The 24,513-nt window shown below is 66.2% G+C and carries 23 protein-coding genes; 9 read left to right on the forward strand and 14 right to left on the reverse strand.

Translation table 11 applies throughout. The features are described from left to right. Window positions 1-27: 27 nt before the first annotated feature. Window positions 28-438, forward strand: a complete 411-nt coding sequence (locus CXY79_RS00760) for an arsenate reductase ArsC (RefSeq protein WP_104099282.1) — start codon at window positions 28-30, stop codon at window positions 436-438. A gap of 12 nt (window positions 439-450) precedes the next feature. Further along, on the forward strand, window positions 451-1,125 hold the full coding sequence (locus CXY79_RS00765; RefSeq protein ID WP_104099260.1) for a three-helix bundle dimerization domain-containing protein: 675 nt from the start codon (window positions 451-453) through the stop codon (window positions 1,123-1,125). A 165-nt stretch (window positions 1,126-1,290) separates the two neighbouring features. Here the strand turns inward: CXY79_RS00765 and CXY79_RS00770 are convergent, their stop codons facing one another. Continuing rightward, window positions 1,291-3,417, reverse strand: a complete 2,127-nt coding sequence (locus tag CXY79_RS00770; RefSeq protein ID WP_146068063.1) for a hypothetical protein — start codon at window positions 3,415-3,417, stop codon at window positions 1,291-1,293. A 216-nt stretch (window positions 3,418-3,633) separates the two neighbouring features. Continuing rightward, window positions 3,634-4,044, reverse strand: coding sequence for an Hsp20/alpha crystallin family protein (locus tag CXY79_RS00775; RefSeq protein ID WP_104099262.1), 411 nt, complete (start codon window positions 4,042-4,044; stop codon window positions 3,634-3,636). A 245-nt stretch (window positions 4,045-4,289) separates the two neighbouring features. On the opposite strand from CXY79_RS00775, the gene CXY79_RS00780 reads away from it, so the two are divergent. Next, a complete protein-coding gene (locus tag CXY79_RS00780; RefSeq protein ID WP_104099263.1) occupies window positions 4,290-4,649 on the forward strand; it encodes a TIGR02611 family protein in 360 nt (119 codons plus the stop codon). On the opposite strand, the gene CXY79_RS00785 is transcribed toward CXY79_RS00780, so the two are convergent. Then, window positions 4,646-5,338 carry a ScbR family autoregulator-binding transcription factor gene (locus CXY79_RS00785; protein WP_104099264.1) on the reverse strand — a complete coding sequence of 231 codons (693 nt, stop codon included), beginning with the start codon at window positions 5,336-5,338 and terminating at the stop codon, window positions 4,646-4,648. The two genes, CXY79_RS00780 and CXY79_RS00785, sit on opposite strands and share 4 nt — an antisense overlap. 211 nt (window positions 5,339-5,549) lie before the next feature. Between CXY79_RS00785 and CXY79_RS00790 the strand changes: the two genes are divergently transcribed. Next, a complete protein-coding gene (locus CXY79_RS00790) occupies window positions 5,550-5,777 on the forward strand; it encodes a PLDc N-terminal domain-containing protein (RefSeq protein ID WP_104099265.1) in 228 nt (75 codons plus the stop codon). 28 nt (window positions 5,778-5,805) lie between these two features. Here CXY79_RS00790 and CXY79_RS00795 read toward each other — a convergent pair whose 3' ends face one another. After that, entirely contained in the window at window positions 5,806-6,276 is a 471-nt protein-coding gene (locus tag CXY79_RS00795) for a universal stress protein (RefSeq protein ID WP_104099266.1), read from the reverse strand. 103 nt (window positions 6,277-6,379) lie between these two features. On the opposite strand from CXY79_RS00795, the gene CXY79_RS00800 reads away from it, so the two are divergent. The 4 genes from CXY79_RS00800 (at window position 6,380) to CXY79_RS00815 (ending at window position 10,829) form a co-directional block, all read left to right on the forward strand. Then, complete coding sequence (locus CXY79_RS00800; protein WP_104099267.1) at window positions 6,380-7,270, forward strand: hypothetical protein; 891 nt, start codon at window positions 6,380-6,382, stop codon at window positions 7,268-7,270. A gap of 349 nt (window positions 7,271-7,619) precedes the next feature. Then, on the forward strand, window positions 7,620-8,480 hold the full coding sequence (locus CXY79_RS00805; RefSeq protein ID WP_104099268.1) for a hypothetical protein: 861 nt from the start codon (window positions 7,620-7,622) through the stop codon (window positions 8,478-8,480). A gap of 163 nt (window positions 8,481-8,643) precedes the next feature. Continuing rightward, window positions 8,644-10,161, forward strand: coding sequence for an ATP-binding protein (locus tag CXY79_RS00810; RefSeq protein ID WP_146068064.1), 1,518 nt, complete (start codon window positions 8,644-8,646; stop codon window positions 10,159-10,161). Next, entirely contained in the window at window positions 10,155-10,829 is a 675-nt protein-coding gene (locus CXY79_RS00815) for a response regulator transcription factor (protein WP_104099270.1), read from the forward strand. The genes CXY79_RS00810 and CXY79_RS00815 overlap by 7 nt, the downstream gene beginning before the upstream one ends. A gap of 106 nt (window positions 10,830-10,935) precedes the next feature. On the opposite strand, the gene CXY79_RS00820 is transcribed toward CXY79_RS00815, so the two are convergent. After that, complete coding sequence (locus CXY79_RS00820; RefSeq protein WP_146068065.1) at window positions 10,936-13,152, reverse strand: PxKF domain-containing protein; 2,217 nt, start codon at window positions 13,150-13,152, stop codon at window positions 10,936-10,938. Between the two features lie 198 nt (window positions 13,153-13,350). On the opposite strand from CXY79_RS00820, the gene CXY79_RS00825 reads away from it, so the two are divergent. Beyond that, complete coding sequence (locus tag CXY79_RS00825; RefSeq protein WP_104099272.1) at window positions 13,351-13,800, forward strand: DUF1801 domain-containing protein; 450 nt, start codon at window positions 13,351-13,353, stop codon at window positions 13,798-13,800. Between the two features lie 96 nt (window positions 13,801-13,896). Here the strand turns inward: CXY79_RS00825 and nrdF are convergent, their stop codons facing one another. The 9 genes from nrdF to CXY79_RS00875 form a co-directional block, all read right to left on the reverse strand. Continuing rightward, entirely contained in the window at window positions 13,897-14,871 is a 975-nt protein-coding gene (gene nrdF, locus CXY79_RS00830) for a class 1b ribonucleoside-diphosphate reductase subunit beta (RefSeq protein WP_104099273.1), read from the reverse strand. Between the two features lie 79 nt (window positions 14,872-14,950). Further along, window positions 14,951-17,083 (reverse strand): class 1b ribonucleoside-diphosphate reductase subunit alpha, encoded by a 2,133-nt coding sequence (gene nrdE, locus CXY79_RS00835; RefSeq protein ID WP_104099283.1) that lies wholly within the window; start codon window positions 17,081-17,083, stop codon window positions 14,951-14,953. Window positions 17,084-17,088: 5 nt separating this feature from the next. Continuing rightward, window positions 17,089-17,493, reverse strand: coding sequence for a class Ib ribonucleoside-diphosphate reductase assembly flavoprotein NrdI (gene nrdI / locus CXY79_RS00840; protein ID WP_104099274.1), 405 nt, complete (start codon window positions 17,491-17,493; stop codon window positions 17,089-17,091). Between the two features lie 86 nt (window positions 17,494-17,579). Further along, window positions 17,580-17,813, reverse strand: a complete 234-nt coding sequence (nrdH, locus tag CXY79_RS00845; protein WP_104099275.1) for a glutaredoxin-like protein NrdH — start codon at window positions 17,811-17,813, stop codon at window positions 17,580-17,582. Window positions 17,814-17,977: 164 nt separating this feature from the next. Further along, window positions 17,978-18,466, reverse strand: coding sequence for a type IV toxin-antitoxin system AbiEi family antitoxin domain-containing protein (locus CXY79_RS16820; RefSeq protein WP_104099276.1), 489 nt, complete (start codon window positions 18,464-18,466; stop codon window positions 17,978-17,980). 127 nt (window positions 18,467-18,593) lie between these two features. Then, complete coding sequence (locus CXY79_RS00855; RefSeq protein WP_104099277.1) at window positions 18,594-19,685, reverse strand: sugar-binding protein; 1,092 nt, start codon at window positions 19,683-19,685, stop codon at window positions 18,594-18,596. A 49-nt stretch (window positions 19,686-19,734) separates the two neighbouring features. Continuing rightward, entirely contained in the window at window positions 19,735-21,069 is a 1,335-nt protein-coding gene (gene mmsB, locus CXY79_RS00860; protein WP_104099278.1) for a multiple monosaccharide ABC transporter permease, read from the reverse strand. Further along, on the reverse strand, window positions 21,066-22,616 hold the full coding sequence (mmsA, locus tag CXY79_RS00865; protein ID WP_104099279.1) for a multiple monosaccharide ABC transporter ATP-binding protein: 1,551 nt from the start codon (window positions 22,614-22,616) through the stop codon (window positions 21,066-21,068). The genes mmsB and mmsA overlap by 4 nt, the downstream gene beginning before the upstream one ends. A 477-nt stretch (window positions 22,617-23,093) precedes the next feature. Further along, the gene (locus CXY79_RS00875) at window positions 23,094-24,110 is read right to left on the reverse strand and encodes a LacI family DNA-binding transcriptional regulator (RefSeq protein ID WP_104099281.1); all 1,017 of its coding nucleotides are present in this window, start codon (window positions 24,108-24,110) and stop codon (window positions 23,094-23,096) included. Between the last annotated feature and the right edge of the window lie 403 nt (window positions 24,111-24,513).

Below are 24,513 nucleotides of genomic sequence, written 5' to 3' on the forward strand. Positions count from 1 at the left end.
CCGAAAATCAAGAAGGAACCACCGATCATGACCGCTAAGCCCACCGTTCTCTTCGTCTGTGTGCACAACGCGGGCCGCTCTCAGATGGCCGCCGGCTACATGACCGCCCTGTCCGAGGGCCGTGTCGAGGTGCTCTCTGCCGGCTCCGCGCCCAAGGACCAGATCAACCCCGTCGCGATCGAGGCCATGGCCGAGGAAGGCATCGACATCGCCAACAATGTGCCGAAGGTCCTCACCACCGAGGCCGTGAAGGAGTCGGACGTCGTCATCACCATGGGCTGCGGCGACACCTGCCCGATCTTCCCCGGCAAGCGCTACGAGGACTGGGAACTCGCCGACCCGGCCGGCCAGGGCATCGAGTCCGTGCGTCCGATCCGCGACGAGATCAAGGCCCGCATCCAGGGCCTGCTCGCCGAAATCCTCCCCGCCCAGGTCTAGGTCCGACCCGCCATGAGCGATCTGAGCGCGCGTCGGTCACTGCCCGGACTGGCCTTCCCCGAGGAGTCGTTGCGACGGCTGGCCGCGCACCTCACCGACCGGTTCTCGGGCGTGTTCGGCGCCGAAACGATCGAACGGTACGTGCTCGAGTCGTACACGTCGCTTCTGCGCACGTCGACGGTCACGGCGTTCCTCGTGACCAACACGGGGCGCTACGCCGCCGACCGCCTGACCGCTCTGGCCCAGGCAAAGGGCGCGATCGCGAAGGACGTCCCCGAGGTCCTGTTCGTCTGCGAGCAGAACGCGGGGCGGTCCCAGATGGCGGCGGTGCTGACCCAGGCCCTGTCTGGCGGTCGAGTGCACGTGCGTTCGGCCGGTTCAGCGCCGGCAAAGGGACTGAACCCCACGGTGATGGCGGTGATGACCGAACTCGGCCTCAACCTGGATGAGGAGTTCCCGAAACCGCTGACGGATGACGTCGTGCAGGCCGCCGACGTCGTCGTCACCATGGGCTGCGGCGACGCCTGCCCGGTCTATCCGGGCAAGCTCTACCAGGACTGGGAGCTGGCCGACCCGGCCGGTCAGCCGACCCAAGAGGTGCGTCGCATCCGGGACCAGATCCGGCATCAGGTCGAGGCCATGCTCACGACCCTCGGTGTCGACCCCGAGCCACTGCCGCTCCCCTAGCCCCTGCCCCTGCCCCTGCCCCTGCCACCCCACCACCGCCACCGCCACCGCCGAGAGTCGCCGTTTCTGCCGACAGTCGCCCCTGCAACGGGGACTCTCGGCATCAACGGCGACTCTCGTCGCGCGGGCACGGGCGCGCGCAGGCAAGCCCGAGGGCGCCGGCCCCTACTTGCGCACCAGCTTCGCCACCGTGAACCCGCCGGCGGCGACCGTCACGGTTCCCTTCTTCGGCGCCCTCTTGTCGACGGATGCGACGAGCTGGCCGGTCGCATCGAACGCCTCCTGTGCCAGCCGGTAGCCACGTGGCACGCCGACCGTGCGCACGCTGGTCTCGGTCGCCGCGCTGACGTACACCGTGGACTCCCCCGCCGACCCGGTCACCGTGATCGTCGAGATCAGCGGCTGGATCAGCAGCGCGTCAACGGATGCCGCCCCGTCGGCCATGCCGACGACCGCGGTGTCCGCCCCCGGCAGAGCCAGCTCGAGCGTGAGCGGGAACAGGCGTCCGGGGGCATCCGTGATGCCCTGAGCACCCGCGCCGCCGTTGCTCGTGCTGCCCAGCGTCGACGTCGCCGACGCCCAGGTTGTGGCCCCGGAGTCCGCCTCGGCCTGATTCACGATCGGGAAGACATTGCGAGCCTGGTCGGCAGCGGGAACCGGGATGCTCAGCGAGTCGCCCGCGCCCAGCGCCACGTAGGCGCCGCCGGAGAGGTTGGCCTCGCCGGTCCAGGACGACGGCGGCGTGACCACTGACCCGCCGCCCGTGATGGTGCCGGACTCGGCCTCGACGACACTGAGCCCGACGGTGGAGACGGTTTCGTCGATGCCGAGGGCCTTGACCTTCAGCGACGGATTCGCGTCCAGGGTGAGCATGGTCATCAGGGCATGGATGGTGGATTCGGCACCCGAATTGGGGTTGATCCGGCCGTCGGTTTCGATGCCGTCGATGGCCGTACCGGTTGCCGGGTTGTAGGCCGGAGCGCCGTTCGGGTTGGCGCCGAAGAACCAGGCGGCGGTCACTGCGGCGAGGTCCAGCAGCCCCGGGGCGTTCGCGGCCGCGGCGGTGGCGACGAGCCCCTGCACGCGGGAGTCGACGCCGTAGGCGATCTGGGCCTCACCGGGGGTGGGGCTCCAGGCGTTGTCCGGTCCGCCGGCGGCCAGCAGCTGCGGGGTGAACTGGGCGGCGTCCTTGACGGCGGCGCCGAGCAAGTCCGTGCGTCCGAGCGCCGTGGACGCGGTGGCGATGGCAGCCGGGGCCAGTCCGCCCCAGGCGTGCCACAGGGTCTGCGACTTGTTCCACGGCATGATCGCGCCGAACGGCCACTCGGTGGCGGAGCCGGAGGACATCCCGGCGACCCCCTCGGTGAGCCGGGTCAGCGCGGTGCGGGCGGTGTCGTCGTCCGGGACGGCCGTGACGTAGGCGGCGAGGCCGAGCGCGGCCTCGGCGGAGGCATCCGCCCCGCCCGCGATGAGCCAGGCCGGCACGTTGACGCCGTCGGCCACATCGAAGGTGCCGTACTTGCCGAGCGACTGGCGCTCGAGGGAGTCGAGCGACAGGCGCAGGCGGTCCTGCAGGAACGCGGCAAACTCGGGGTCGGCATCCTGGAAGGCGGCGAAGCCCTCGCCGAGGGCCCAGACGGTGCGGGCCACCCAGTAGGACTCGGCCGAGTCGCTCGGGTCGGGCAGTTCCACTGGGCTGGCGCTGGGGGTGAGGGTGCCGTCGGGCTGCTGCCAGAGCACGACGTTTCCGGCGTTCGGACCGGTCGTGGTCTGCAGGTAGGTGAGGGAGCGCAGCGTCTGCACGGCGTGCTCGCGGCTGGTCTCGTCACCGGTCTGCTGCCAGTGGCGCAGGTAGACGACCGCGGTGCGGGCGATGTCGTCGGCGTTGTACGCGCCCTGGCTCCAGTGCCCGGTCGAGGGGTCGAGCGACCCGCCGCCGACCCTGCCGTAACTGCCGTCGGCCTGCTTATCGGCGTAGGTCCACGGCGCCTGGGCGGTGGGCTGCGCGTCGATTTCGTAGGTGGTGTGCCCCTCCACCGTGGCCAGCGGCACGGTGTCGAGCAGGAACGTGAGGTGGGACAGGTTGGTCAGCGGCGCGGACGCCGCGGCGGCGGGCCGGGTGGCGACGACTCCGGCCGGTGCACCGGATGCGCCGGCTGCACCGGATGGCGGTGCCGCGGCGGCCGCGGCGGTGCCGGCTCCGAGCAGGAGCAGCGAGACCGCGGCGGTGAGGGCCACGGCTTTCAGAGATCGCGGGCGGGGGGACTGTGAGCGAACAGCGTTGTACGTCATTTCTTCTCTCCTGGTTCAGCCTGAACCGGTTTGGTACAGCTAACTAAACCGGTTAAGGCGACGCGAGTCAAGAGAAGTGGCGCATTGCGTCCCCCATTCGGGGCTGGAGGGTCCCCGCATCGTCGAGAGTCGCCTCGTGTGCCGAGAATCGCCCGTGCAACGGGGACTCTCGGCACAATCGGCGACTCCCGCCGAGCGCGCGGGCGCCCGACCGGCTCAGCTTCGCGCGATCGGCACCTTCTTCGGCTCCTCGGCACCCTCGGGCACCGGCACGCGCACCTCGAGCACGCCGTCCCGGTAGGACGCCGTCACATCCTCTTCCTTGGCTCCGCGGGGCAGCGCAATGTCGCGCGTGAACGAGCCGTACCGGAACTCGGTCCGGTAACCGTCCTTGTCCTTGTGCTCGGTCTTTTCCTGCCGCTCGGCCTGGATGTGCAGCACGCCGTCGCTGACCGACACATCGACATCTCTTTCCGGGTCGATTCCAGGCAATTCCGCCCTCACAACCAGGCTGCCGCCGTCGCGGAATTCCTCCACCCGCAGGGCCGGAGTGTCCCAGTCGCCCTCGAAAAAGCGCCGCACCGGCTCCGGCATTTCGAAACGCTCGCGTTTTGCAAGTGCAGCCATGATTCGTCTCCTCCGTGTTGCCCGAATGTAGTCACTTGGATGTGGTCACCCGAATGTAGTCACTTGGATGTGGTCACCCGAATGTGGCCACCCGAATGTAGTCACTTGGATGTGGTTACCCGGATGTTGCTCCAGATGCCACACACAGTACCCCCGAGGCCCGTGCCACGCCGCGGCGATGGGGGCGACAGCGGCGACGGATGCCCGCGCAGCAGGTTCCCAGCGACCCCGCTTAACCTGAGCGAATGACCGTCATCCTGCAGCGCGATATTGCCAGCGAACGCACTTCCGCGCACCCGATCCGGCGCTTCCTGCGCCGGAGCCGCGCCTGGGTGGACCAGCATCCGCGGCTGCGCTGGCTCTACCGCACTGTGGTCGGCGTGCTCGGCTCCACGGTGGCCGTCATCGGGCTCCTCCTGGTGCCCCTGCCGGGGCCCGGCTGGCTGGTCGTCTTCCTCGGAATCGCGATCCTGGGCACGGAATTCCCCACCGCGCACCGCATCGCGGTGGCCCTCAAGCGCATCCTGACTACGGTCTGGGCGTGGTGGCGCTCCCGCCGGGCGCGCGCGTCCGCCGGAGGGTCGAGCGCTTCGGCTGGGTCCTAGGCCCGATCCGCCACCCCGCCCGCAGCGCCCGGGCCCGCGGCGCAGCTCGCCCGTACCTGGGCCGGCAGGGCGGTCAGATTCGCCCGCCGCTCGTCCGGAAGCCCGGCCGGGAGCAGGCCCGGCAGCAGCAGCGCCCACATCTCCTCCACCCGCTGGAAGAGGTCCGCCCGCCCGGTGAGCACCTGGGAGACGGTCTGCACGCCCGTGAAGGCGGGGCTGATGAAGTGCGCGGCGGCCTCTACATTCAGATCGGCCGAAACGTCGCCTTCATCGATCGCGCGTCGCAGCACCTTCCCGCAGACATCGATCCAGTCATGGAACGGACCGACCACCGGCACCGAGAAATTGGAGGCCTCCATGGTGAGACGGATGCCGGCACTCACCACCGGCTCGTCCCGCACCTGCGCCGCCAGCTCAAAAGTCATCAGAATGAGGGCTTGCAACCCGGGCATCGTGCCGTCCAGCAGCCTCTGGCCCAAGCCGATCGAGGCCTCGTGCTGCGCCTCGATCACGGCGAGCGCGAGCGCCTCCTTGGACGCGAAATGAAAATAGAGTGCGCCCTTGCTCACTCCGGCGGCGACTTCCAGTCCGGCCAGGGTCGTGCTGCCGTACCCGTGCTCCCGGAAGGCGACCGCCGCACCTCGGATGATCGCGGCCCGCGTTCCGATCGCCCGTTGTTGCTGCGCCATTCCACTCCTCGGTTATTCCGGTTTCCAGCGTAGCGACTGCCCGAACCGGGGTCGCACACGGGCCCGCGCATCCGTTGTATCGTCTCTGCCTCAATCGGCCCCAATCGGCTTCAATCGACCCCACAGAAGATACCGTTTGGTATGGTTTAGGCACGGGACGCTGTGATTGGGGAAAACGGGCGTCTCAGGGGGTTCAACAGGGGAGGTCGTAATGATCGATAGTGCAGGCATGGTGCAGATGGCAGCACTCGGACTCGGCGGCCTCGCCGTTCTGGGCAGCGCGGCGCTGATCGCCGCCGCCCTGACACAGATCAGCCGGGCCATCCACCTGCGGCAGGCGGCGCGGGCGAGCTGGGTGCTGGCCGTCGTCTGCGCGCCGGTCTTCGGGGCGGTCGCCTGGTTCGCGGTCGGCAACCGGATCGACGCCGACCAGAGCTGACTGGAGCCGACCGCCGCCAGCGGTCGGCTCAGGTGTTCGGGCGCACGACCAGCACCGGGCACTTGGCGTGCCGCACGCACTGTTCGCTCACGGAACCCAGCAGCATGCCGCTGAGGCCGCCGCGGCCGCGGGAGCCGACCACGAGCATCCGTGCGCCTCGGGACACGTCGATCAAGGACTTCAACGGACTGGCGTAGACAGCCCGGTAGGTGACCTTCACGTCGGGGTGCTTGGCCACCTCGGCCATCACGGCCTCGCCGAGCTCAATGCGCACCGCGTCGGCATAGTCCTCGATCGACGCGACATAGCCGAATTCCCAGTTGGCCGGGCGCGGCGCCGTGTCGATGGACCACGCGCGCACCAGCACGACCGGTGCGTGCAGCTGCTCGGCGAGGTCGAGCGCCACGGTCACGGCGTGATCGGCGTGACCCGATCCGTCGTGTCCGACGACGATGCTGTCGCTGGAAACGGGAGTCTGTTCTGGCTGTGTGTCAGGCATGACCCCAAGCTACTCCGGGGGCCCGGGTCGCGACGCGCGCGCTGCTGCGTGTCGGCCGCCTGCTCCCAGCCCCTTCCCGCAGTGCCCCGGTAAGGTCTCCCCTATGACGTACCTGGGCACGCCGCGTCGACGACAGACCGCACTGGCGGTGGTCGTCACTCTGGCCGTGCTGGGCGCTGGCCTGGCGCTGGCCGCGTCGGTGCACACCACCGACGAAGCAGCCGCGCCTACCGGTTTCGCCCCCGGTTCGATCATCAGCGACTACAACTTCTACAACGCCGACTCCCTGAACGAGGGCGAGATCCAGTCGTTCCTGGGGGAGCGCTCCTGCATCCCCCGTGACGGCTCACCGTGCCTGGCCGACTACGAGGAGAACACGATCTCCCAGCCGGCCCACGGCGAGGGGCACTGCACCGCCTACCCCGGGGGCCGCAACGAGTCGGCCGCCCGCATCATCGCGAAGGTGTCCGCGGCCTGCTCCATCAGCCCGAAGGTGCTGCTCGTGCTGCTGCAGAAGGAGCAGTCCCTGCTTACCCGGCCGAGCGCATCCGGTTATCTGCGCGCCACCGGCTACGGCTGCCCCGACACGGCCGACTGCGACACGGCGTACTTCGGCTTCTTCAACCAGGTCTACCGTGCCGCCTGGCAGTTCCGGCAATACACCCAGGAGCCCGAGCGCGCCTACAAGATTGGAACCGTGCGCGTGGGTTTCAATCCGGATGCGAGTTGCGGGGCGTCCTCCCTCACCATCGAGAACCAGGCCACCGCGAACCTCTACAACTACACGCCGTACCAGCCCAATTCCGCCGCGCTGGCACGCCCGGGCACCGACGGTGACGGATGCTCGACGCACGGCAACCTGAACTTCTGGCGGTTCTACAACCAGTGGTTCGGGGCGTCGGAGGCCGTGGGCTATCCCACGGCGTTCAACTCGTGCCTGAACCTCGTCGGCGGCCAGCCCTGCCGCAAGCACGGGCTGTTGCCGACGCCCTGAGCGGTCCCGACGGTTCGCGTTTCCGCGCTGGTTTCTCCGCCGGTTTCTCCGCGCAGAGCGTAATCGCCCCGAGGTCCCGGGGCTCCGCCGGGTCCGGTCGCCCGGCCGGGCGAACACCCGTGACCTGGCACTCTCAATCCCTGATCAGGCGGCATTCCTGGCCCGAATGTGCGCGCACCGGACGGTGACGGGGCCCGGTGACACACCCGACCGGAACAGCTGGGCAGCCAACCCGATTCCCAGCCCGCACGGACCGGCCCCCCACTCCCGGTGCCTAAACTCCTCCGATGACTACGAACGGTCGATCGGGTTTTTCGCCGACCGGCCGCCGCAATCGAAAGGATCCACTTTGAACAAGCACACGATCTCCCCGGCAGCCGACACCTCCCGCACCAAGCGCGTCGCCCTCGGCGCCGCCTCCGTGCTGACCGCCGGAGCCCTTCTCGGCGTCGGCGCGCAGGGCGCCACCGCCGCCCCTCTCAGCGCCGAGCCCACAACGAGTTTCAGCTCGAGTGCCGGCACGCGCGGGGATGCCGGCGCCACGGCGAACGGCGAATTCCTGGCGTCGCTTTCGGCCGAACTTCGCGCAGACCTTTCCCACGGGCAGAGCGGCAATGTGAAGGCCCAGAAGGTGGCCACCACCCTCTCCGAGCACGCCGAGTTGTTCGACACCCTGCCGGCGAACCTGCAGGATGACCTGACCGCGCTCACGGACGCCTCCGGGGCGACCGACCGGGCCGCCGCCGTCGACACCGTGCGCACCACCGCGCTGGCCGGCGGCTACGGCGAGGAGATCACGAAGATCGCCGAGGCCGTGCGGGACAACCCGGAGCACCCGTTGACCGCCGCCGTGGAGGCCGCCCTGGGCAGTGACCTCGGCACCGCGCCGGGCACCGCGGACACCGACCCGACCGTGGACGCCGGATCCTCGGTGACAGAACTGGCCCTCAAGCTGGCGGACAACCCCGCGCTCCTCGACAAGCTGCCGGCCGACCTGCAGGCCGACTTGGCCGAGCTGAAGAACGCGCCCGCCGCCGAGCAGGAGGCCGCCGCGCAGAAGCTCGAAGAATCCGCCCTCAGCGGCGACTACGGCAGCGTGGTCCAGAAGATCGCCGAGCGGGTCCAGGCACATGTGGCTGCCGAGGCTGACGCCGGTGCCCGTGCCGACGCGGGGGCCGGTGCCGACGCGGACATTCACGCCGGAAACTAGCACCCGCATTAGAACGGATGCCCGGACGCGCAGTGCGCGTTCGGGCATCCGTCTGCCTTGTCCCCCATTCGGGGACTGACCGCCCGGAGGCGGCGCGGCTAGGATCGCCTCACCCGAGCGGCTGACCCGACAGCTCCGGCAACGCGTTCCCAAGGCGATTCTCATGGGCACCACAGGACCCCGAAGTTTTCGCTCCCCCGCGGTTTTCGCTGCCCCGCCGCTGTCCCCGGCCGGGCATCCGCAGGACGACTCCCGCGGCGCAGAGCCTGACCGGCGAGTGCACGCGCTCGGGGCGTGGGCGGGTCGCTCACGACTCACCATCGCCGCCTGGCTCGTCGGGCTGGCCGTCACCAGCGCCCTGTTGTGGAGCCCCGCCGTGGTCTTCAGGGTCCGCAATCCCTCGGCTCACCTCGTTCTCGACTCGGTCGACGCCTGCGTGGCGTTGCTGGTGGCGTCCCTCGTGTTCGGTCGGTTCCTGCGGCACGGCCGGCTGCAGGATCTGCTGCTCTTCCAGGGTCTCGTGCTGCTTGCCGCGGCGGGCCTGGGCCTGACCTACCTGACCGAGGTGCTCGGCGGAATCCGCGCGGAAACGCTCTACATCTGGCTTCCGCTGGCCATCCGGGTCGTGGGCGCCCTGCTGATCCTGGCCGCTGCCCTGGCGCACACGCGACCCGCGAAACGGATGCTCCGGCGCCGGCTGCTGGCGCTGGTTCCCCTCCCCCTGGTGGCCGCGGTCTACCTCGCCCTCTGGACCGGCCGGGACCGGCTCCCCGTGGCGTTCGACCCGGGTTCCGCCCCGATGTCCGCGGAGAACGCGCTCCTGACGGGCCATCCCGTGCTGCTCCTCGCCCAGGGCGCGGCGGCCGTGAGTTTCTTCATCGCCTCGGTGGCCTTTGCGTCACAGTCGGCCAAACGGGACGACGAACTGCTCCGCTGGCTCGGCCCGGCCTGTGCGCTCGGGGCGTTCGCCCGCCTGAACTACGTGCTCTTCCCATCCCTGTACACGGACTGGCTCTACACCGGGGATCTTCTCCGCACCGGCTGCTACCTGCTGCTGCTGGTCGGCGCGGCGCGGGAGATCCGGACCTACTGGCGGGCGCAGGTCACCGCGGCGGTGCTCGATGATCGGCGGCGGCTCGCCCGCGAGCTGCACGACGGAGTGATTCAGGAGCTCGCCTATATCCGCGCGGAAAGCCACGCCATTCCCGTGGATGTCGCATCCGGCATCCGTATCGTCAACGCCTGTGATCGTGCCCTCGACGAGGCGCGGGCGGCCGTACAGGCGCTCGGACGCACGAGCGATGAGCCGCTGAGTTTCACCGTTCACCGGGCGGCCACGGAGCTGGCCGCGAGGTACGGAATCGACCTGCGGGTCGACCTCGATGAGGCCATCACCGTCGATTCGGAGCAGCAACACGCGCTGATGCGCATCACCCGGGAGGCGGTATCCAACGCGGTGCACCACGGCAAAGCCACGGGGGTGCACATCCGGCTCAGCGAGGCCGGAGGCCGTCGGCGCCTCGCGATTGCGGACGACGGGGTGGGGTTCGATGTGCCGGCCGGCACCGACACAACCGGTTACGGCCTGGTCAGCATGCAGGCTCGGGCGCGGGCGCTTCCGGGCACGTTCAACGTGGAGGCACGACCCGCGGGCGGAAGCGTGGTGACGGTCCAGTGGTAGACGGCACCGGCATCCGCGTCGTCATCGCCGACGACCATGCCCCGATACGATCGCTGATCCGCCAGGCCCTCGAGGCCGGTGGCTGCGAAATCTGCGGCGAGGGAGCAAGCGCAGCGGATGCGATCCGGCTCGCCCTCGATCACCGCCCCGACGTGGTGCTGCTCGATATCAACATGCCGGGGAATGGGATCCACGCCGCCCAGGAGATCGGCCGGAGCCTGCCGGAGACGCCCATCGTGATGCTCACGATGTCGAAGGACGACGACGACCTCTTCGATTCCCTGCGCGCGGGTGCCTCGGGCTACCTGCTCAAGGATACCGATCCCGGCGCTCTGCCGGGTGCGCTGCGGGCTGTTCTGGCGGGCGAGGCGGCCATGGCGCCGGAGCTCATGCTGCGGGTGCTCGGCGAGTTCCGGGCGCCCGCGCGGCGCCGCTTCCTGCGCCGCTCCGTGGCCGCGAGCAAGCTCAGCGCGCGGGAGTGGGAGGTGATGGAGTTGCTTGCGGAGGGAAACTCCACCAAGGCGGTAGCCGCCCGGTTGTTCGTGTCGCCGACGACGGTGCGGGTGCACGTCTCGGCTGTGCTCCGCAAGCTCGCCCTCACGGACCGCGAGAGCGCTTTCGAGCTGCTCCGTGACGAACGCGGCGAGCGGGGCTCACCTCGGTCGTAGAGCCTGGCGGGCCGCGGCGGCCGGCACGATTCCCGCGTCTGGGGGCGCAGGACGGAAGGCCCCGAGTTCCGCTCGGGGCCTTCCGTGTTCCGCTTGCGCTCGGTGCCTACTTCAGCATGAAGTTGGCACTGATCGTGGAACCGTCCTGGGCGGTCATGGTGACCACGGCGCAGGTACCCGGCTTCTTGGGGGTCTGCCAGTTCTGGATGAACTGCCCCGACGTCGAGTCATACCGCAGGCTCGTGCCACCCGTGGTGGTGAGTTCGATCGCATCCGTCACCGCGGACGAACCCGGGCAGGTCACGGCCGTGGCGGTGAAGCTCTTGACGGCCGAGACGCTGGTGAGTTCGGCACCGGAGAAGATCTCGAACTTCAGCGGGACGGAGCTGCCGCCCTTCACCGTGTTCCAGACGTTGGCTCCCATATCGACCGGGGCGTAGAAGCCCTTCAGGGACCAGGCCAGCACCGTGTACGCGACCCTCGACGTGCTCGTATTGCCGGCCGTGTCGGTGGCGGTCGCCAGGTACGAGTGATCCCCGACTCTGGTGCCGCCGCCGGTCACGACGCAGGAGGCAATTCCGGACAGGGCGTCGGTCGCGTAACAGCTGGGCGCGGCCGGGTTGCTTCCGTACTGGTAACTGCCGGTGGGGCCGCCCAGGAGAGCAACGGTGGGTGCGGTCGTGTCGATGTCGATCCCCGACACGCTCGCGGTCGCGGTGTTGCCGGCCCGGTCGGTCGCGGCGCCCGTCACTGACTGGCCCGCCCCCTCGACCAGGGTCACGTCGCCCGCACAGGTGGCGATGCCGGATCCCGCATCACGGCAGGTGAAGCCGACGACGACGTCCGCCGCGTACCAGCCGGCGGCGTTGGGGGCGGCCGGGTCGAGGGTGGACGAGATGGTCGGGTCGACGGAGTCGATGTTGATCCCGGTCGTCGTCACGGTCGTCGTGTTGCCGGCCTTGTCGGTCACGGTACCCGTCACCGACCGGTTCGCGCCGTCCGGCAGGGTTGTGTCGCCCGGGCACGTGGCGATTCCGGACCCTCCCACATCCTCACACGTGAAGTGGACGATGACGCCCGCGTCCGTTGTGTACCAGCCGTCGTTGCCCTCGGGGGCGACCGGGTTGAGAGTGTAGGAAATGGTCGGGTCGACGGTGTCGATGTTGACCACCGCTGCGGTCGCGTCAGCGGTGTTGCCGGCGTTGTCCGTCGCGGTGCCGGTCACGTTGTTCACACCGTCGGTCAGGGTGATGTCGGCCGGGCAGGCGGCGATGCCGGACCCGCCGACATCCGTGCAGGTGAAGTCGACTGTGACGAAGCTCGTGTACCAGCCGTTGGCGTTCGCGTCGGCCGGGTCGAGCGTGTACGAAATCGTCGGGTCGACGGTGTCGACGGTGATCCCGGACACTGTCACGGACGCGGTATTACCGGCATTATCGGTCGCGGTACCCGTCACCGACTGGTCCGCACCGTCCATCAGGATCACGTCGGCCGGGCACGTGGCGATGCCGGATCCTCCGACGTCTTCACACGCGAAGTGGACCAGGACGCCCGAGTCCGTCGTGTACCAGCCATTGGTACCGTCGGGGTCTACCGGGTTGAGCGTGTACCCGATGGTCGGGTCGACCGTGTCGACGACCGTGTAGGTCACCGTCGCCGTTGGGGCGTTGAGCCCGCCGGCGTCGGTGTAGTCGCAGGTCGTGGTCTGGGTGCCGAGGCCATTCAGCAGCGCCCCGGTGGTCACGGAGGCGGCCGTGGGGTTGACGTCTTCGGCGTCGACCACCAGGCAGGTGGCGGTCGGCACGGTACCGATTTCATAGCTGGCCCCGTTGCTCACCCCGTTGACCGAGACCGAAGGCGCGGTGTTCGTCGGAACCGGCTGGGTGATGATAATGGGGATACCGACCTGGTTCTTGAATTCTCCGCCGCCGGCCGGCTGCGCCAGGATGAGGACCGTCACGGTACCGCTCTGGGCAGCGGTGCCCGCTGTGAAACTGACCGGGAAATCGTCGGTGCAGTTCGTGATGACCACGGGGTTGGGGCTGGCCGTGACGCCGGAGGGTGCGACCACGGTGAGTTTCAGCGGGCTATCACCCGCATCGATGTTGCATCCGATGTCGCCGTCACTCTTGCCGTTGGCGTTGAGCCTCATCGTGGCGCTTCCGGCCGTTTCCGATCCCGCAACGAGGGTGACACTGGCCGAACCCTCGATGCTGTCCTGAATGATGTCCGCGTAGGCAACCCCACCGAAGGCCAGGACGCTCACCGCCGTGATGGCGGTGATCGTTGTTGCGATACCCGTTCGCTTCAATATTCGTTTCATGGTGGCTGCCCCTGCGCTCGGCGGGAAGACCCTCGGGTGGGCCATCCCTCCCACGAAGGTATGTCTGCGCCGGATCCTCGGGAACGGCGGGGGCGTTCAAACAGCTAAACGCATGGTCCCAGGACCGTTTGAATCCCTAAACGCGTCAGAACCTCGGCACACATGCCCGGTCAGGGGTGCCCGCGCCATAATGGCGCCATGGCCGAAATCAAGACGCAGCCGACGGATGCCTCCGTCGAGGACTTCCTGGATGCCGCGACGCCCGCCCGCCGCCGCGCGGACGGCAAGGCCCTCGACGCGCTCTTCCGCGAGGTGACGGGCGCCGACCCTGTCCTGTGGGGTCCATCGATCGTGGGCTACGGCAGCTACCGCTACGTGTCGCCCGCGAACCCGCGCAACCGCGGAGACTGGCCGAAGACGGGGTTCTCTCCGCGCAAGGCGCAACTGTCGATCTACGGGCTCAAAGACCTCCCCGAGGGCGCCGCGCTCCTCCCGCGGCTCGGCGCGTACACGGAGGGGGCGGGGTGCGTCTACGTGAAGAAACTCGACGACATCGACCTCGGTGTTCTGCGTCGGCTGGTCGCGATCGCCTGGTCCCGGGGCGACGACCCCGCGCCGGCGGCGGCCTCCGCACGAGTCACCGAGTAGGCCACCGAAACAGACAGTTCCGGTCGAGTTCGCCCGGCGTAGCAGGCGATCTCGACCGGAACGGTCGATGTCGGTGGTGCGGTCACACGATCGGGACTAGAAGTCCCAGTCGGCGTCTTCCGTGTTGACGGCCTTGCCGATGACGTAGGAGGAGCCCGACCCGGAGAAGAAGTCGTGGTTCTCGTCGGCGTTCGGCGAGAGCGCGGCCAGGATGGCCGGGTTCACGTCGGTGACGGTCTTCGGGAACATGGCCTCGTAGCCGAGGTTCATCAGCGCCTTGTTGGCGTTGTAGTGCAGGAATTTCTTGACGTCCTCGGTCAGGCCGTGCTCGTCGTAGAGGTCCTGCGTGTACTGGATCTCGTTCTCGTAAAGCTCGAACATGAGATTGAAGGTGTAATCCTTGATCTCATCGCGGCGCTCCTGCGACGACGCCTCGAGCCCCTTCTGGAACTTGTAACCGATGTAGTAACCGTGTACGGCTTCGTCCCGGATGATCAAACGGATGAGGTCGGCCGTGTTGGTGAGGCGGGCGCGGCTCGAGAAGTACATCGGCAGGTAGAAGCCCGAGTAGAACAGGAACGACTCGAGCAGAACCGAGGCGACCTTGCGCTTGAGCGGGTCGTCGCCCTGGTAGTACTTCATCACGATCTCGGCCTTGCGCTGCAGGTTGACGTTCTCCGTCGACCAGCGGAACGCCTCGTCGATCTCCTTCGTCGACGCGAGGGTCGAGAAGATCGAGGAGTAGCTCTTGGCGTGCACGGACTCCATGAACGCGATGTTCGTGTAGACGGCCTCTTCGTGGGGCGTGATCGCATCCGGAATCAGCGATACGGCACCCACAGTGCCCTGGATCGTGTCGAGCAGGGTCAGCCCCGTGAACACGCGCAGGGTGAGCTGCTGCTCCGCCGGGGTGAGCGTGGCCCAGGACTGCACGTCGTTTGACAGCGGGACCTTCTCCGGCAGCCAGAAGTTGTTCGTGAGGCGGTTCCAGACCTCGACGTCTTTTTCGTCTTCGATCTTGTTCCAGTTGATCGCGTCAACGTGGGAGACGAGCTTGAGCTTGTCAATCATTGGTTGTTCCTTAGTCGGCGGTGCATAGGCGATTCAGCGTTCGGAGAGCTCGGGTTCGGGGAGCTCGGGGCAAACTCACTCAGAGAGCGCAGGAAACACAACCCTCGACCTCGGTGCCCTCGAGGGCCATCTGGCGCAGACGGATGTAGTAGATGGTCTTGATGCCCTTTTTCCACGCGTAGATCTGCGCGCGGTTGATGTCGCGGGTGGTGGCGGTGTCCTTGAAGAACAGCGTCAGCGACAGGCCCTGGTCGACGTGCTGCGTGGCAGCGGCGTAGGTGTCGATGACCTTCTCGTAGCCGATCTCGTAGGCATCCTGGTAGAACCCGGTGTTGTCGTTCGTCATGAACGGCGCCGGGTAGTAGACGCGGCCGAGCTTGCCTTCCTTGCGGATCTCGATCTTCGACGCGATCGGGTGGATCGATGCGGTCGAGTTGTTGATGTAGGAGATCGACCCGGTCGGCGGCACGGCCTGCAGGTTCTGGTTGTAGATGCCGTGCTCCACAACGGATGCCTTGAGCTCGGCCCACTCTGCCTGCGTGGGAATGTGCACGTCGGCCTGCGCGAACAGCTCGGCGCCGCGCGCGGTGGCCGGCTCCCAGATCTGGTCGGTGTACTTGTCGAAGAACGTGCCGGAGGCGTAGGTGGAGTCTTCGAAGCCGACGAACGCATTGCCGCGCTCGATGGCCAACTTGTTCGAGGCGCGGAGGGCGTGGAACAGCACCGTGTAGAAGTAGATGTTGGTGAAGTCGATGCCCTCCTCGCTGCCGTAGTAGATACGCTCCCGGGCGAGGTAACCGTGCAGGTTCATCTGGCCCAGGCCGATGGCGTGCGACTTGTCGTTGCCGTCTTCGATCGAGCGCACGGAGGAGATGTGGCTCTGCTCCGACACCGAGCTGAGGCCGCGGATGGCGGTCTCGACGGTCTTGCCGAAGTCGGGCGAGTCCATGGACAGGGCGATGTTCATCGACCCGAGGTTGCAGGAGATGTCCTTGCCGATCTGGTCGTACGACAGGTCCTCGTTGTAGGTGGTCGGGGTATTGACCTGGAGGATCTCCGAGCAGAGATTCGACATGTTGACGCGACCCTTGATCGGGTTCGCCGCGTTGACGGTGTCCTCGAACATGATGTACGGGTAGCCGGACTCGAACTGGATCTCGGCGAGCGTCTGGAAGAAGTCGCGGGCTTTCATCTTGGACTTCTTGATGCGCGGGTCGTCAACCATCTCGTGGTACTTCTCGCTGACGGAGATGTCGGCGAACGGCACCCCGTAGACGCGCTCGACGTCGTAAGGCGAGAACAGGTACATGTCCTCGTCTTTCTTCGCCAGCTCGAACGTGATGTCGGGCACGACCACGCCGAGGGACAGCGTCTTGATGCGCACCTTCTCGTCGGCGTTCTCACGCTTGGTATCGAGGAAGCGCATGATGTCGGGGTGGTGCGCGTGCAGGTAGACCGCGCCGGCACCCTGACGGGCACCGAGCTGGTTGGCGTAGCTGAAGGAGTCTTCAAGCAGCTTCATCACCGGGATGATGCCGCTGGACTGGTTCTCGATCTGCTTGATCGGTGCACCGGACTCACGGATGTTGCTGAGCAGCAACGCGACGCCGCCGCCGCGCTTCGACAGCTGCAGCGACGAGTTGATGCCGCGGGAGATCGACTCCATGTTGTCTTCGATACGGAGCAGGAAGCAGGAGACGAGCTCCCCGCGCTGCGCCTTCCCAGAGTTCAGGAAGGTAGGGGTGGCGGGTTGGAAACGCCCCGCGATGATCTCCTCGACGAGGGAGATCGCGAGCTGCTCGTCACCCTGAGCGAGGCCCAGCGCGGTCATCACGACTCGGTCTTCGAAACGCTCGAGGTACCGTTTCCCGTCAAACGTCTTCAGCGTGTACGAGGTGTAGTACTTGAACGCGCCGAGAAAGGTCTGGAAGCGGAATTTCTTCGAGTACGCCAGCTTGTTGAGGTCGGTGATGAACTCGAACGAGTACTGGTCGAGCACGGCCTGCTCGTAGTATTCCTTCTCGACGAGGTAGTCGAGGCGTTCGCGCAACGTGTGGAAGAACACCGTGTTCTGGTTGACGTGCTGCAGGAAGAACTCCCGCGCAGCCTCGCGGTCCTTCTCGAACTGGATTTCCCCGTTCGGGCCGTACAGGTTGAGCATGGCGTTGAGGGAGTGATAATCCATCGCCAGGCCGGGAGCCGGGTGAGCCATGGTCTTCACGGCTGTTGCTTCCAAAATGATTCCAATCCGTCGTGGACGATGCGCACATCATCCGGAGTTCCAAATACTTCAAAGCGAAACATGTGGGGCACCTTGCACTTCTGGGCGATGATGTCCCCGGCGAGGCAGTAGCCGGTGCCGAAATTCGTGTTGCCCGCGCCGATGACGCCGCGGATGAGCGAGCGGTTCTGCTCGTCGTTCAGGAACGTGATGACCTGTTTGGGCACCGCTCCCTTGCTGTCGCCGCCGCCATACGTCGGCACGACCAGCACGTAAGGTTCGCTGACCTGGAGCGGCTCATCGCGCGCGTAGATCGGGATGCGGGCGGCCGGGCGACCCAACTTCTCAATGAAGCGGTGCGTGTTGCCCGAGGTGCTGGAGAAATACACGATATCGGTCATGGAACACCTCCTGTTGCTGAGAAGTCGGCACGCCAAACGGCGCTTTTTTACGGACTGTTGCGACGCCACCCCCTGGCGCCGCGGTGCTACGCGAGGCGCTGCGCGAGTTCGTTGATCTTGTCGGGGCGGAAGCCCGACCAGTGATCCTCGTCGGTGATAACGACGGGAGCCTGCAGGTAGCCCAGGGCCTTGACGGCTTCCAGGGCGTTCTCGTCGAGCGAGAGGTCGAGGATTTCGTATTCGATGCCCTTGTTGTCCAGGGCGCGGTAAGTCGCAGTGCACTGCACGCAGGAGGGCTTGGTGTAGACCGTGATTGCCATGGAGGGCCTTTCTCGTCGTTCAGGGATCAGTATTCAAAATCGGTTCAAACATCAGTGCTCAAAATCGGTTTTCATGTGAAATCTGAAGTTCAAGGCGTGCTGTGTGTTGAACTTCAATACTACATCTAGTGATGCTCGAAGGGAATGGCCACTACATACAGTAGTTACAAGTATGTAGTTATCCACCGACATTCCACCGGTTGTGCACAGCCCCACGGATGCGAGTCGAGCCGAATCACGCGGAATGCGGCAAAGTTATCCACAGGCAGCGCAGGGGCAGAACTCGAGCCTGTGGAAACCCTGTCGGCGTGTCGCTCGCCCTGAGGCGCGCCGCGAACGCGGTCGCCCAATCCCAGCGGTCGAAGCTGCAGGGCATGGTCGATCATGGCGACGCTCACGAGAAAGCTCGTGCTCGCCGCGGACGCGTGCGACACCACGAGCGGCCGACCCGCGGCCGCGACCGTCGAAAGCACAAACGGGCGGTAGCGCTGATCGGGATCGGCGGAACGCCGCAACTCCCCCGAAACGTAGATGCCGCGGCGCGTGCGCACGAGTTCACCGCGGCGGATCAGGGCGTCGACGGAGTGTGAGTTGAGGCCGCGTTCCCGGAGCGCGGCATAGGTGACGAGCCCGTCGAAGCGGGCGCTGACGATGTCGGGGAGTTTGGTCTTACCTCACCCTGCGGGCGGCGGCAGCGAGCCGGACACGCGAGAGGGCCGGCCCCCGTGAGGAGCCGGCCCTGGTGTCGAGATGCTGTGATGCAGGTGTACTGCCGGGTTGTTACTCGGTCAGCGGGGCGAGGTTCGGGTCGTTCGCGTATGCCTCGGACGCGTTTTCCTTGGTCACGATGACCGGGGGCAGCAGGTAAGCCGGGACGACGATCTTGCCGTTGTCGTAGGACTCGGTGTCGTTGACCTCGGGGGTGTCGCCCTTCTGGAGAACGTTGACCATCTCGATGGCCTTGTCAACGAGCACGCGGGTGTCCTTGTTGATGGTGGAGTACTGCTCGCCGGCCATGATCGACTTGACCGACTCGACCTCGGAGTCCTGCCCGGTGACGACCGGGATGTCCTTGCCGGCGGCCTTCACCGAGGTGATGATCGCACGAGCGAGGGTGTCGTTCGGGGAAAGAACGCCATCGAGCGTCTTGTCGCCGTACGTGCTGGTAAGCAGCGCGTCCATGCGGCTCTGAGCGTTCTCAGCCTTCCAGCCGGCGGTCGCCGTCTGCTTGATGTCGGTCTGGCCGGAGGCGACGACGAGGGTTCCGTCATCGATCTTCGGCTGCAGCACGCTCATCGCGCCGCCGAAGAAGACGGCGGAGTTGGCGTCATCCGAGGAACCGGAGAACAGCTCGATGTTGTACGGGCCTTCCGGCTTCTTCGTGGCCAGTCCGTCCAGGAGCGCCTGGCCCTGGAGTTCGCCGACATTGAAGTTGTCGTAGGCGACGTAGTAGTCCACGGCCTCGGTGTTCAGGATGAGGCGGTCGTAGGCGATCACGATGGCGCCGGCGTCGCGGGCCGACTGCACCTGGGTGGCGAGCTGGCCACCGTCAGCGGCACCGATGATGATGACCTTGGCACCGTTGGTGACCATGGCCGAGATCTGGTCCTGCTGGTCCTTGACCGTGGTCGAGGCACCGGCATACTGCACGTCGCCCTTGTAGCCGGCCTCCTTGAGGCCGTCTTCGAAGAGCCCGCCGGCGAGGACCCAGTTCTCAGAGGTCTTTGAGGGGAGGGCGACGCCGATGACCGAATCCTGGGCGAAGCCGGCAGCAGCGCCGTCTTCGCCGGCGGTGTCCGTGCGGGTGGAGCAACCTGAGAGTGCCATCAAGGCCACTGCGGCGATCGCAGTTGTCGCAAGAATCTTTCGCATTGTCGATTTCTTTCTGTTCGTTGTGGTTTGGTGAAGGGAAAAATCTGGGCTAGTTGGGCCGCGTGGCCTGCGGCCGCGCGCTCTCCGGGGTGCCCTTGTCGGGCACGACCAGGGGTGGCTCCGCCGGGAATTCGGCAGTCTTCTTCTTCTGGGTCAGGAGGCCGATGATCGAGGGACGACCCTGGCTCTTGTTCCACACGTCGACACCCACGGCCACCAGGAGCACCATGCCCTTGATGATCTGAACCCAGTCGGATCCGACACCCAGCAGCTGCAGGCCGTTGTTCAGCACCGCCATGACGAGACCACCGATGATGGAGCCGACGACGGTTCCGATTCCGCCGGACACGGCAGCGCCACCGATGAACACGGCGGCGATCGCATCGAGCTCCCAGCTGAGGCCGTCCTGCGGGCCGGAGGCCACCGAGCGGGCCACGAAGATCATGCCGGCCAGGGCCGAGAGGATCGACATGTTCATCATGACGAGGAAGTTCACCCGACGGGACTTGACCCCCGAGAGTTCGGCGGCGAGCTTGTTGCCGCCGACCGCGTAGACGTGACGGCCGAAGATCGTGTTACGAGTGACGAACGCGTAGAAGAGAACGAGCACTCCGAGGATGATTCCGGAGACCGGGAAGCTTGTGCCGACGCGGCCACCGGCGAAGAGGACGGATGCGTAGACGATGACGGCACAGAGAAGGGCGACTTTCACGATGCTCACCCACAGCGGTGCGGGCGTCGAACCCATGATCTTCTGAACCCGGCGGGCACGCCATTCGGAGTAGACGACCGCGACCACGATGATGAGCCCCAGAAGCAGGGTCAGGTTGTTGTAGCCCGTGTTCGGGCCGACCTCAGGAAGGTAGCCGGAGCCGATGATCGTGAAGCCGTCAGGAACGGGGACCGTGTTGGCGTTACCGATGACCTGGTTGCCGCCGCGGAAGATGAGCATGCCGGCCAGGGTGACGATGAAGGCGGGAACCCCAACGTAGGCAACCCACGCACCTTGCCAGGCGCCGATCAGCATTCCCACGAACAGCCCGAGCAGGATGGCCAGCGGCCACGGGAAGTTCCAGTCCCGCATCGCGGTGGCCACCACGATGCCGACGAAAGCGGCAACGGATCCGACCGACAGGTCGATGTGGCCGGCGATGATCACCATGACCATGCCGATGGCGAGGATGAGGATATAGGAGTACTGGCTGACCAGGTTGATCAAGTTGCCGGACGACAGCGTCAGTCCGTCGGTCAGGTACTGGAAGAGCAGAATGATGGCGATCAGGCTGAAGAGGATGCCGAACTGCCGCAGGTTCGAGCTGCCGCTGCCGAAGATCTTCTTCAGATCACCAAGAGCGCCTCTGCGAGTACTCGTGTCTTCACTCATATGCTCTGAACCTTCTTCCGTGCGGAGGTCATACTTTTCATCAGGGTTTCGGGATCGGCGGACTCCGCCGGGATGCAGTCGGTGATCGCACCCTCGAAGACCGTGTAGATCCGGTCGGCGAGGCCGAGGAGCTCCGGGAGCTCAGAAGAGATCAGGATGACTCCCTTGCCCTGTTCGGCGAGCTGCTGGATAATGCCGTAAATCTCGTATTTCGCGCCGACGTCGATGCCACGGGTCGGCTCGTCCAGGATCAGCAGGTCAGGGTCCGTGAACATCCACTTGGCCAGAACGACCTTCTGCTGGTTGCCGCCGGAGAGTTTGGAGACGCCCGCATTGACGCTGGGTGTCTTGATCCGCAGGCTTTTGCGGTATTGCTCGGCGATTCCGAATTCTTTGGAGTCGTTCACGACCTGCCCGGCCGAGATCTTCGAGAGCTTGGCCGAGACGACGGAACGCTTGATGTCGTCGAGCAGGTTCAGGCCGAGTGCCTTGCGGTCCTCGCTCACGTAGGCGAGGCCGTGGTCGATCGCGTCGGCCACGCTCTTCAGGACGATTTCCTTTCCGTCCTTATAGAGGTGGCCGGAAAGGAAATTGCCGTAGGAGCGCCCGAAGATGCTCATCGCCAGTTCGGTGCGCCCGGCGCCCATCAGGCCGGCGATGCCCACGATCTCACCCTTGCGCACGTTCAGGCTGGAACCCTTCACGACCATGCGCTCGGCGACCTGCGGGTGCTGCACGGTCCAGTCACGCACCTCGAAGAAGACCTCGCCGATGTGCGGTGTGCGGTCCGGGAAACGGCTCTCCAGGCTGCGCCCGACCATGCCCCGGATGATCCGGTCTTCGTTGACTCCGTCGGCCACGACATTCAGGGTTTCGATCGTCTTGCCGTCGCGGATGATCGTGATCGAGTCTGCGACCTGTTCGATCTCGTTGAGCTTGTGGGAGATCATGATCGAGCTGATTCCCCTGCCCTTCAGCCCGCGGATCAGGTCCAGCAGATGCATGGAGTCCGACTCGTTCAGGGCCGCGGTCGGCTCATCGAGGATGAGCACCTTGACCGACTTGTTGAGGGCCTTGGCGATCTCGACCAGCTGCTGCTTGCCGACGCCGATGTTCTTGATCAGGGTGTCGGGGTCGTCCCGCAGCCCGACGCGTGCCAGCAACTCGAGCGCCGTCTTCTTGGCGGTGATCCAGTCGATTGCACCCCACTTGGTCGGCTCGTTGCCGAGGAAGATGTTCTCGGTGATGGAGAGTTCCGGGATGAGCGCAAGTTCCTGGTGGATGATGACGATGCCCGCTTCTTCGCTCGAGCGGATGTCCTTGAAGTGCACGTTCTGACCCTGGTAGATGATGTCGCCCGTGTATGTGCCGGAGGGGTAGACCCCGGAGAGCACTTTCATCAGGGTGGACTTGCCGGCACCGTTCTCGCCGCAGATCGCGTGGATCTCGCCGCGATTCACCGTGATGGAGACGTCCGACAGGGCCTTGACCCCGGGAAACTCCTTGGTGATGGACCGCATCTCAAGGATTACGTGGTCAGTGGACATCGTTGGACTCCTCACGCCCGGGGGCCACTACAGGTATCCCATACCGACAACGGAATGGACGCGCGAAAGATCATCCCGCTCCCGCTCAGCAGGGCGGCAGCGGAGCTGCCGGGCAGGTGGAAAAGTGTGCTCACAAGCTTGACCTCAATGTCATGCGTTTGGAAAAAAGTGCTGGAAATCGAGTCCATGTGACCGATCACATTGACACTATAGACCCGGTGATAGTCCCGGTGTCAAGTTTCGTTTTGTCACGCTTGCGTAACAGGCTGTTGCTCCCCTGAGCGGGGTCTGAGGTCAGGACATTCCGCCGAGCCCAGCCGGCTCACGGACGGTCCCGGCGGGGCGGCTTACCACTTCTTTAATGCTGTGCGGAAACAGGGAACTGCTCGACAATGCGCTCAAGGAACTCCGGAGAGAGTCGCGGGGGAGAGCGAACCCTTCACGGGTGATCGAGGCGAGGTCGCGCATGTGCCGAACTCAGAACGCGGGCGGTGCGGTCGAGCCGCGCACGATGAGCTCGGGAATGATCGGGTCGCTCCGCTCGATCGGTACCCCGCCGCTGAGGTTGCTGAGCAGAAGGGCGATGCACCGCCGCCCGAGTACGGCAAAGTCCTGGCGCACTGTCGTGAGCGGTGGCCAGAAGTGTGCCGCTTCGGGAATATCGTCGTAGCCGACGATACTCATGTCGCGCGGCAGGTCGAGGCCCGCCTCGCGGCAGGCGTGCATGAACCCGAGCGCCATCAGATCATTCGACGCGAAGATGGCCGTGAAGTCCCGCCTCCGGAGCAGTTCTCGTCCGGCACGGTATCCGAAGTCGGCGGTCCAGTCGCCCAGAATCGGCGCCATGGTCGGCACATCCATTTCCCACATCTCGTCGAGGAAGCCGCGCATTCGGGCCTCGGCCTCAATCCAGTCCTGGGGTCCGGCAAGGTGGTAGATACTCCGATGGCCGAGGTCAATCAGGTGCCGCGTGGCCTGTCTGGCACCGGTCATCTGGTCGACGGACAGGGAATTGTCGAGGCGGCCGGTGGACTGCAGGGTGACGAACGGCACGTCGATGGACAGCTGTTCCAGGGCGTCGAAGACCCGCACCTGCGGCGCGATCACGACGATGCCCTCCACGGACTGGTTCATCAGGTGCTCCAGCGCCGCCTCGATCGACTCCGTGTCGACGGATGTGAGGTTCGCGGTGTTGACGTAATAGCCGGCTTCCTGGGCGGCGTCCTGGATGGCGGCGATGCTGCTCGCCGGCCCGTAGGCACTCTCCGCCGAGAGCAGGCCGATGGTGCGCGAACGCCCGCGCGACAGTGCGCGGGCCGCCCGGTTCGGCCGGTACTGCAGGTCTTCCATGACCTGCAACACTTTCGCCTTGGTGGAATCACGGATGCTGGGGTGGTCGTTGAGCACGCGCGAAACGGTCTGATGCGAGACCCCCGCGAGGCGCGCCACATCACGGATGCTCGGGGCACGCCCCTTGGGCAGTTCGATAGTCACAGGAAGACCTTGTTGGCATGTGCACGGTCACAATTGTGAACGCAAATCAAGTATGCACTCCGGTGAGGCTGCGCGAGGCACCTCACTGCGGACTCCTGCCATGCCCCCTGCGACGGGGTGACCGGGCAAACGCAGCGGACCGACGACGAATGCCGCCGCAGGCATGTTGAGCCGGGCTTGATTCATATAACAGAATACGATGCCCTGCGCGCCGAGTCTCAATGCTCTACCAACCGCACGGCCACCGCCACCGCCACATTCACACCCACACCCTGCGTCGGGCCCGCCGCACCCGGTATCAAACTAATTCGACGGAGATTTTGGCTCTCCTGCTGCTTCTGTGGGTTAAACCCGGCCGGGGAGCACTGGTTTGTGGCCGCCGAGGCTGAGCATGGCGAGGGCG

This window comes from Cryobacterium sp. M96 (assembly GCF_002929845.1).
Taxonomy (GTDB): domain Bacteria; phylum Actinomycetota; class Actinomycetes; order Actinomycetales; family Microbacteriaceae; genus Cryobacterium; species Cryobacterium sandaracinum.

Bases quoted from the DNA above. Each gene is read 5' to 3' on its own strand.
- CXY79_RS00760 (WP_104099282.1), top strand. From the start codon at position 28: ATGACCGCTAAGCCCACCGTTCTCTTCGTCTGTGTGCACAACGCGGGC.
- CXY79_RS00765 (WP_104099260.1), top strand. From the start codon at position 451: ATGAGCGATCTGAGCGCGCGTCGGTCACTGCCCGGACTGGCCTTCCCC.
- CXY79_RS00770 (WP_146068063.1), bottom strand. From the start codon at position 3,417: ATGACGTACAACGCTGTTCGCTCACAGTCCCCCCGCCCGCGATCTCTG.
- CXY79_RS00775 (WP_104099262.1), bottom strand. From the start codon at position 4,044: ATGGCTGCACTTGCAAAACGCGAGCGTTTCGAAATGCCGGAGCCGGTG.
- CXY79_RS00780 (WP_104099263.1), top strand. From the start codon at position 4,290: ATGACCGTCATCCTGCAGCGCGATATTGCCAGCGAACGCACTTCCGCG.
- CXY79_RS00785 (WP_104099264.1), bottom strand. From the start codon at position 5,338: ATGGCGCAGCAACAACGGGCGATCGGAACGCGGGCCGCGATCATCCGA.
- CXY79_RS00790 (WP_104099265.1), top strand. From the start codon at position 5,550: ATGATCGATAGTGCAGGCATGGTGCAGATGGCAGCACTCGGACTCGGC.
- CXY79_RS00795 (WP_104099266.1), bottom strand. From the start codon at position 6,276: ATGCCTGACACACAGCCAGAACAGACTCCCGTTTCCAGCGACAGCATC.
- CXY79_RS00800 (WP_104099267.1), top strand. From the start codon at position 6,380: ATGACGTACCTGGGCACGCCGCGTCGACGACAGACCGCACTGGCGGTG.
- CXY79_RS00810 (WP_146068064.1), top strand. From the start codon at position 8,644: ATGGGCACCACAGGACCCCGAAGTTTTCGCTCCCCCGCGGTTTTCGCT.
- CXY79_RS00820 (WP_146068065.1), bottom strand. From the start codon at position 13,152: ATGAAACGAATATTGAAGCGAACGGGTATCGCAACAACGATCACCGCC.
- CXY79_RS00825 (WP_104099272.1), top strand. From the start codon at position 13,351: ATGGCCGAAATCAAGACGCAGCCGACGGATGCCTCCGTCGAGGACTTC.
- nrdF (WP_104099273.1), bottom strand. From the start codon at position 14,871: ATGATTGACAAGCTCAAGCTCGTCTCCCACGTTGACGCGATCAACTGG.
- nrdE (WP_104099283.1), bottom strand. From the start codon at position 17,083: ATGGCTCACCCGGCTCCCGGCCTGGCGATGGATTATCACTCCCTCAAC.
- nrdI (WP_104099274.1), bottom strand. From the start codon at position 17,493: ATGACCGATATCGTGTATTTCTCCAGCACCTCGGGCAACACGCACCGC.
- nrdH (WP_104099275.1), bottom strand. From the start codon at position 17,813: ATGGCAATCACGGTCTACACCAAGCCCTCCTGCGTGCAGTGCACTGCG.
- CXY79_RS00855 (WP_104099277.1), bottom strand. From the start codon at position 19,685: ATGCGAAAGATTCTTGCGACAACTGCGATCGCCGCAGTGGCCTTGATG.
- mmsB (WP_104099278.1), bottom strand. From the start codon at position 21,069: ATGAGTGAAGACACGAGTACTCGCAGAGGCGCTCTTGGTGATCTGAAG.
- mmsA (WP_104099279.1), bottom strand. From the start codon at position 22,616: ATGTCCACTGACCACGTAATCCTTGAGATGCGGTCCATCACCAAGGAG.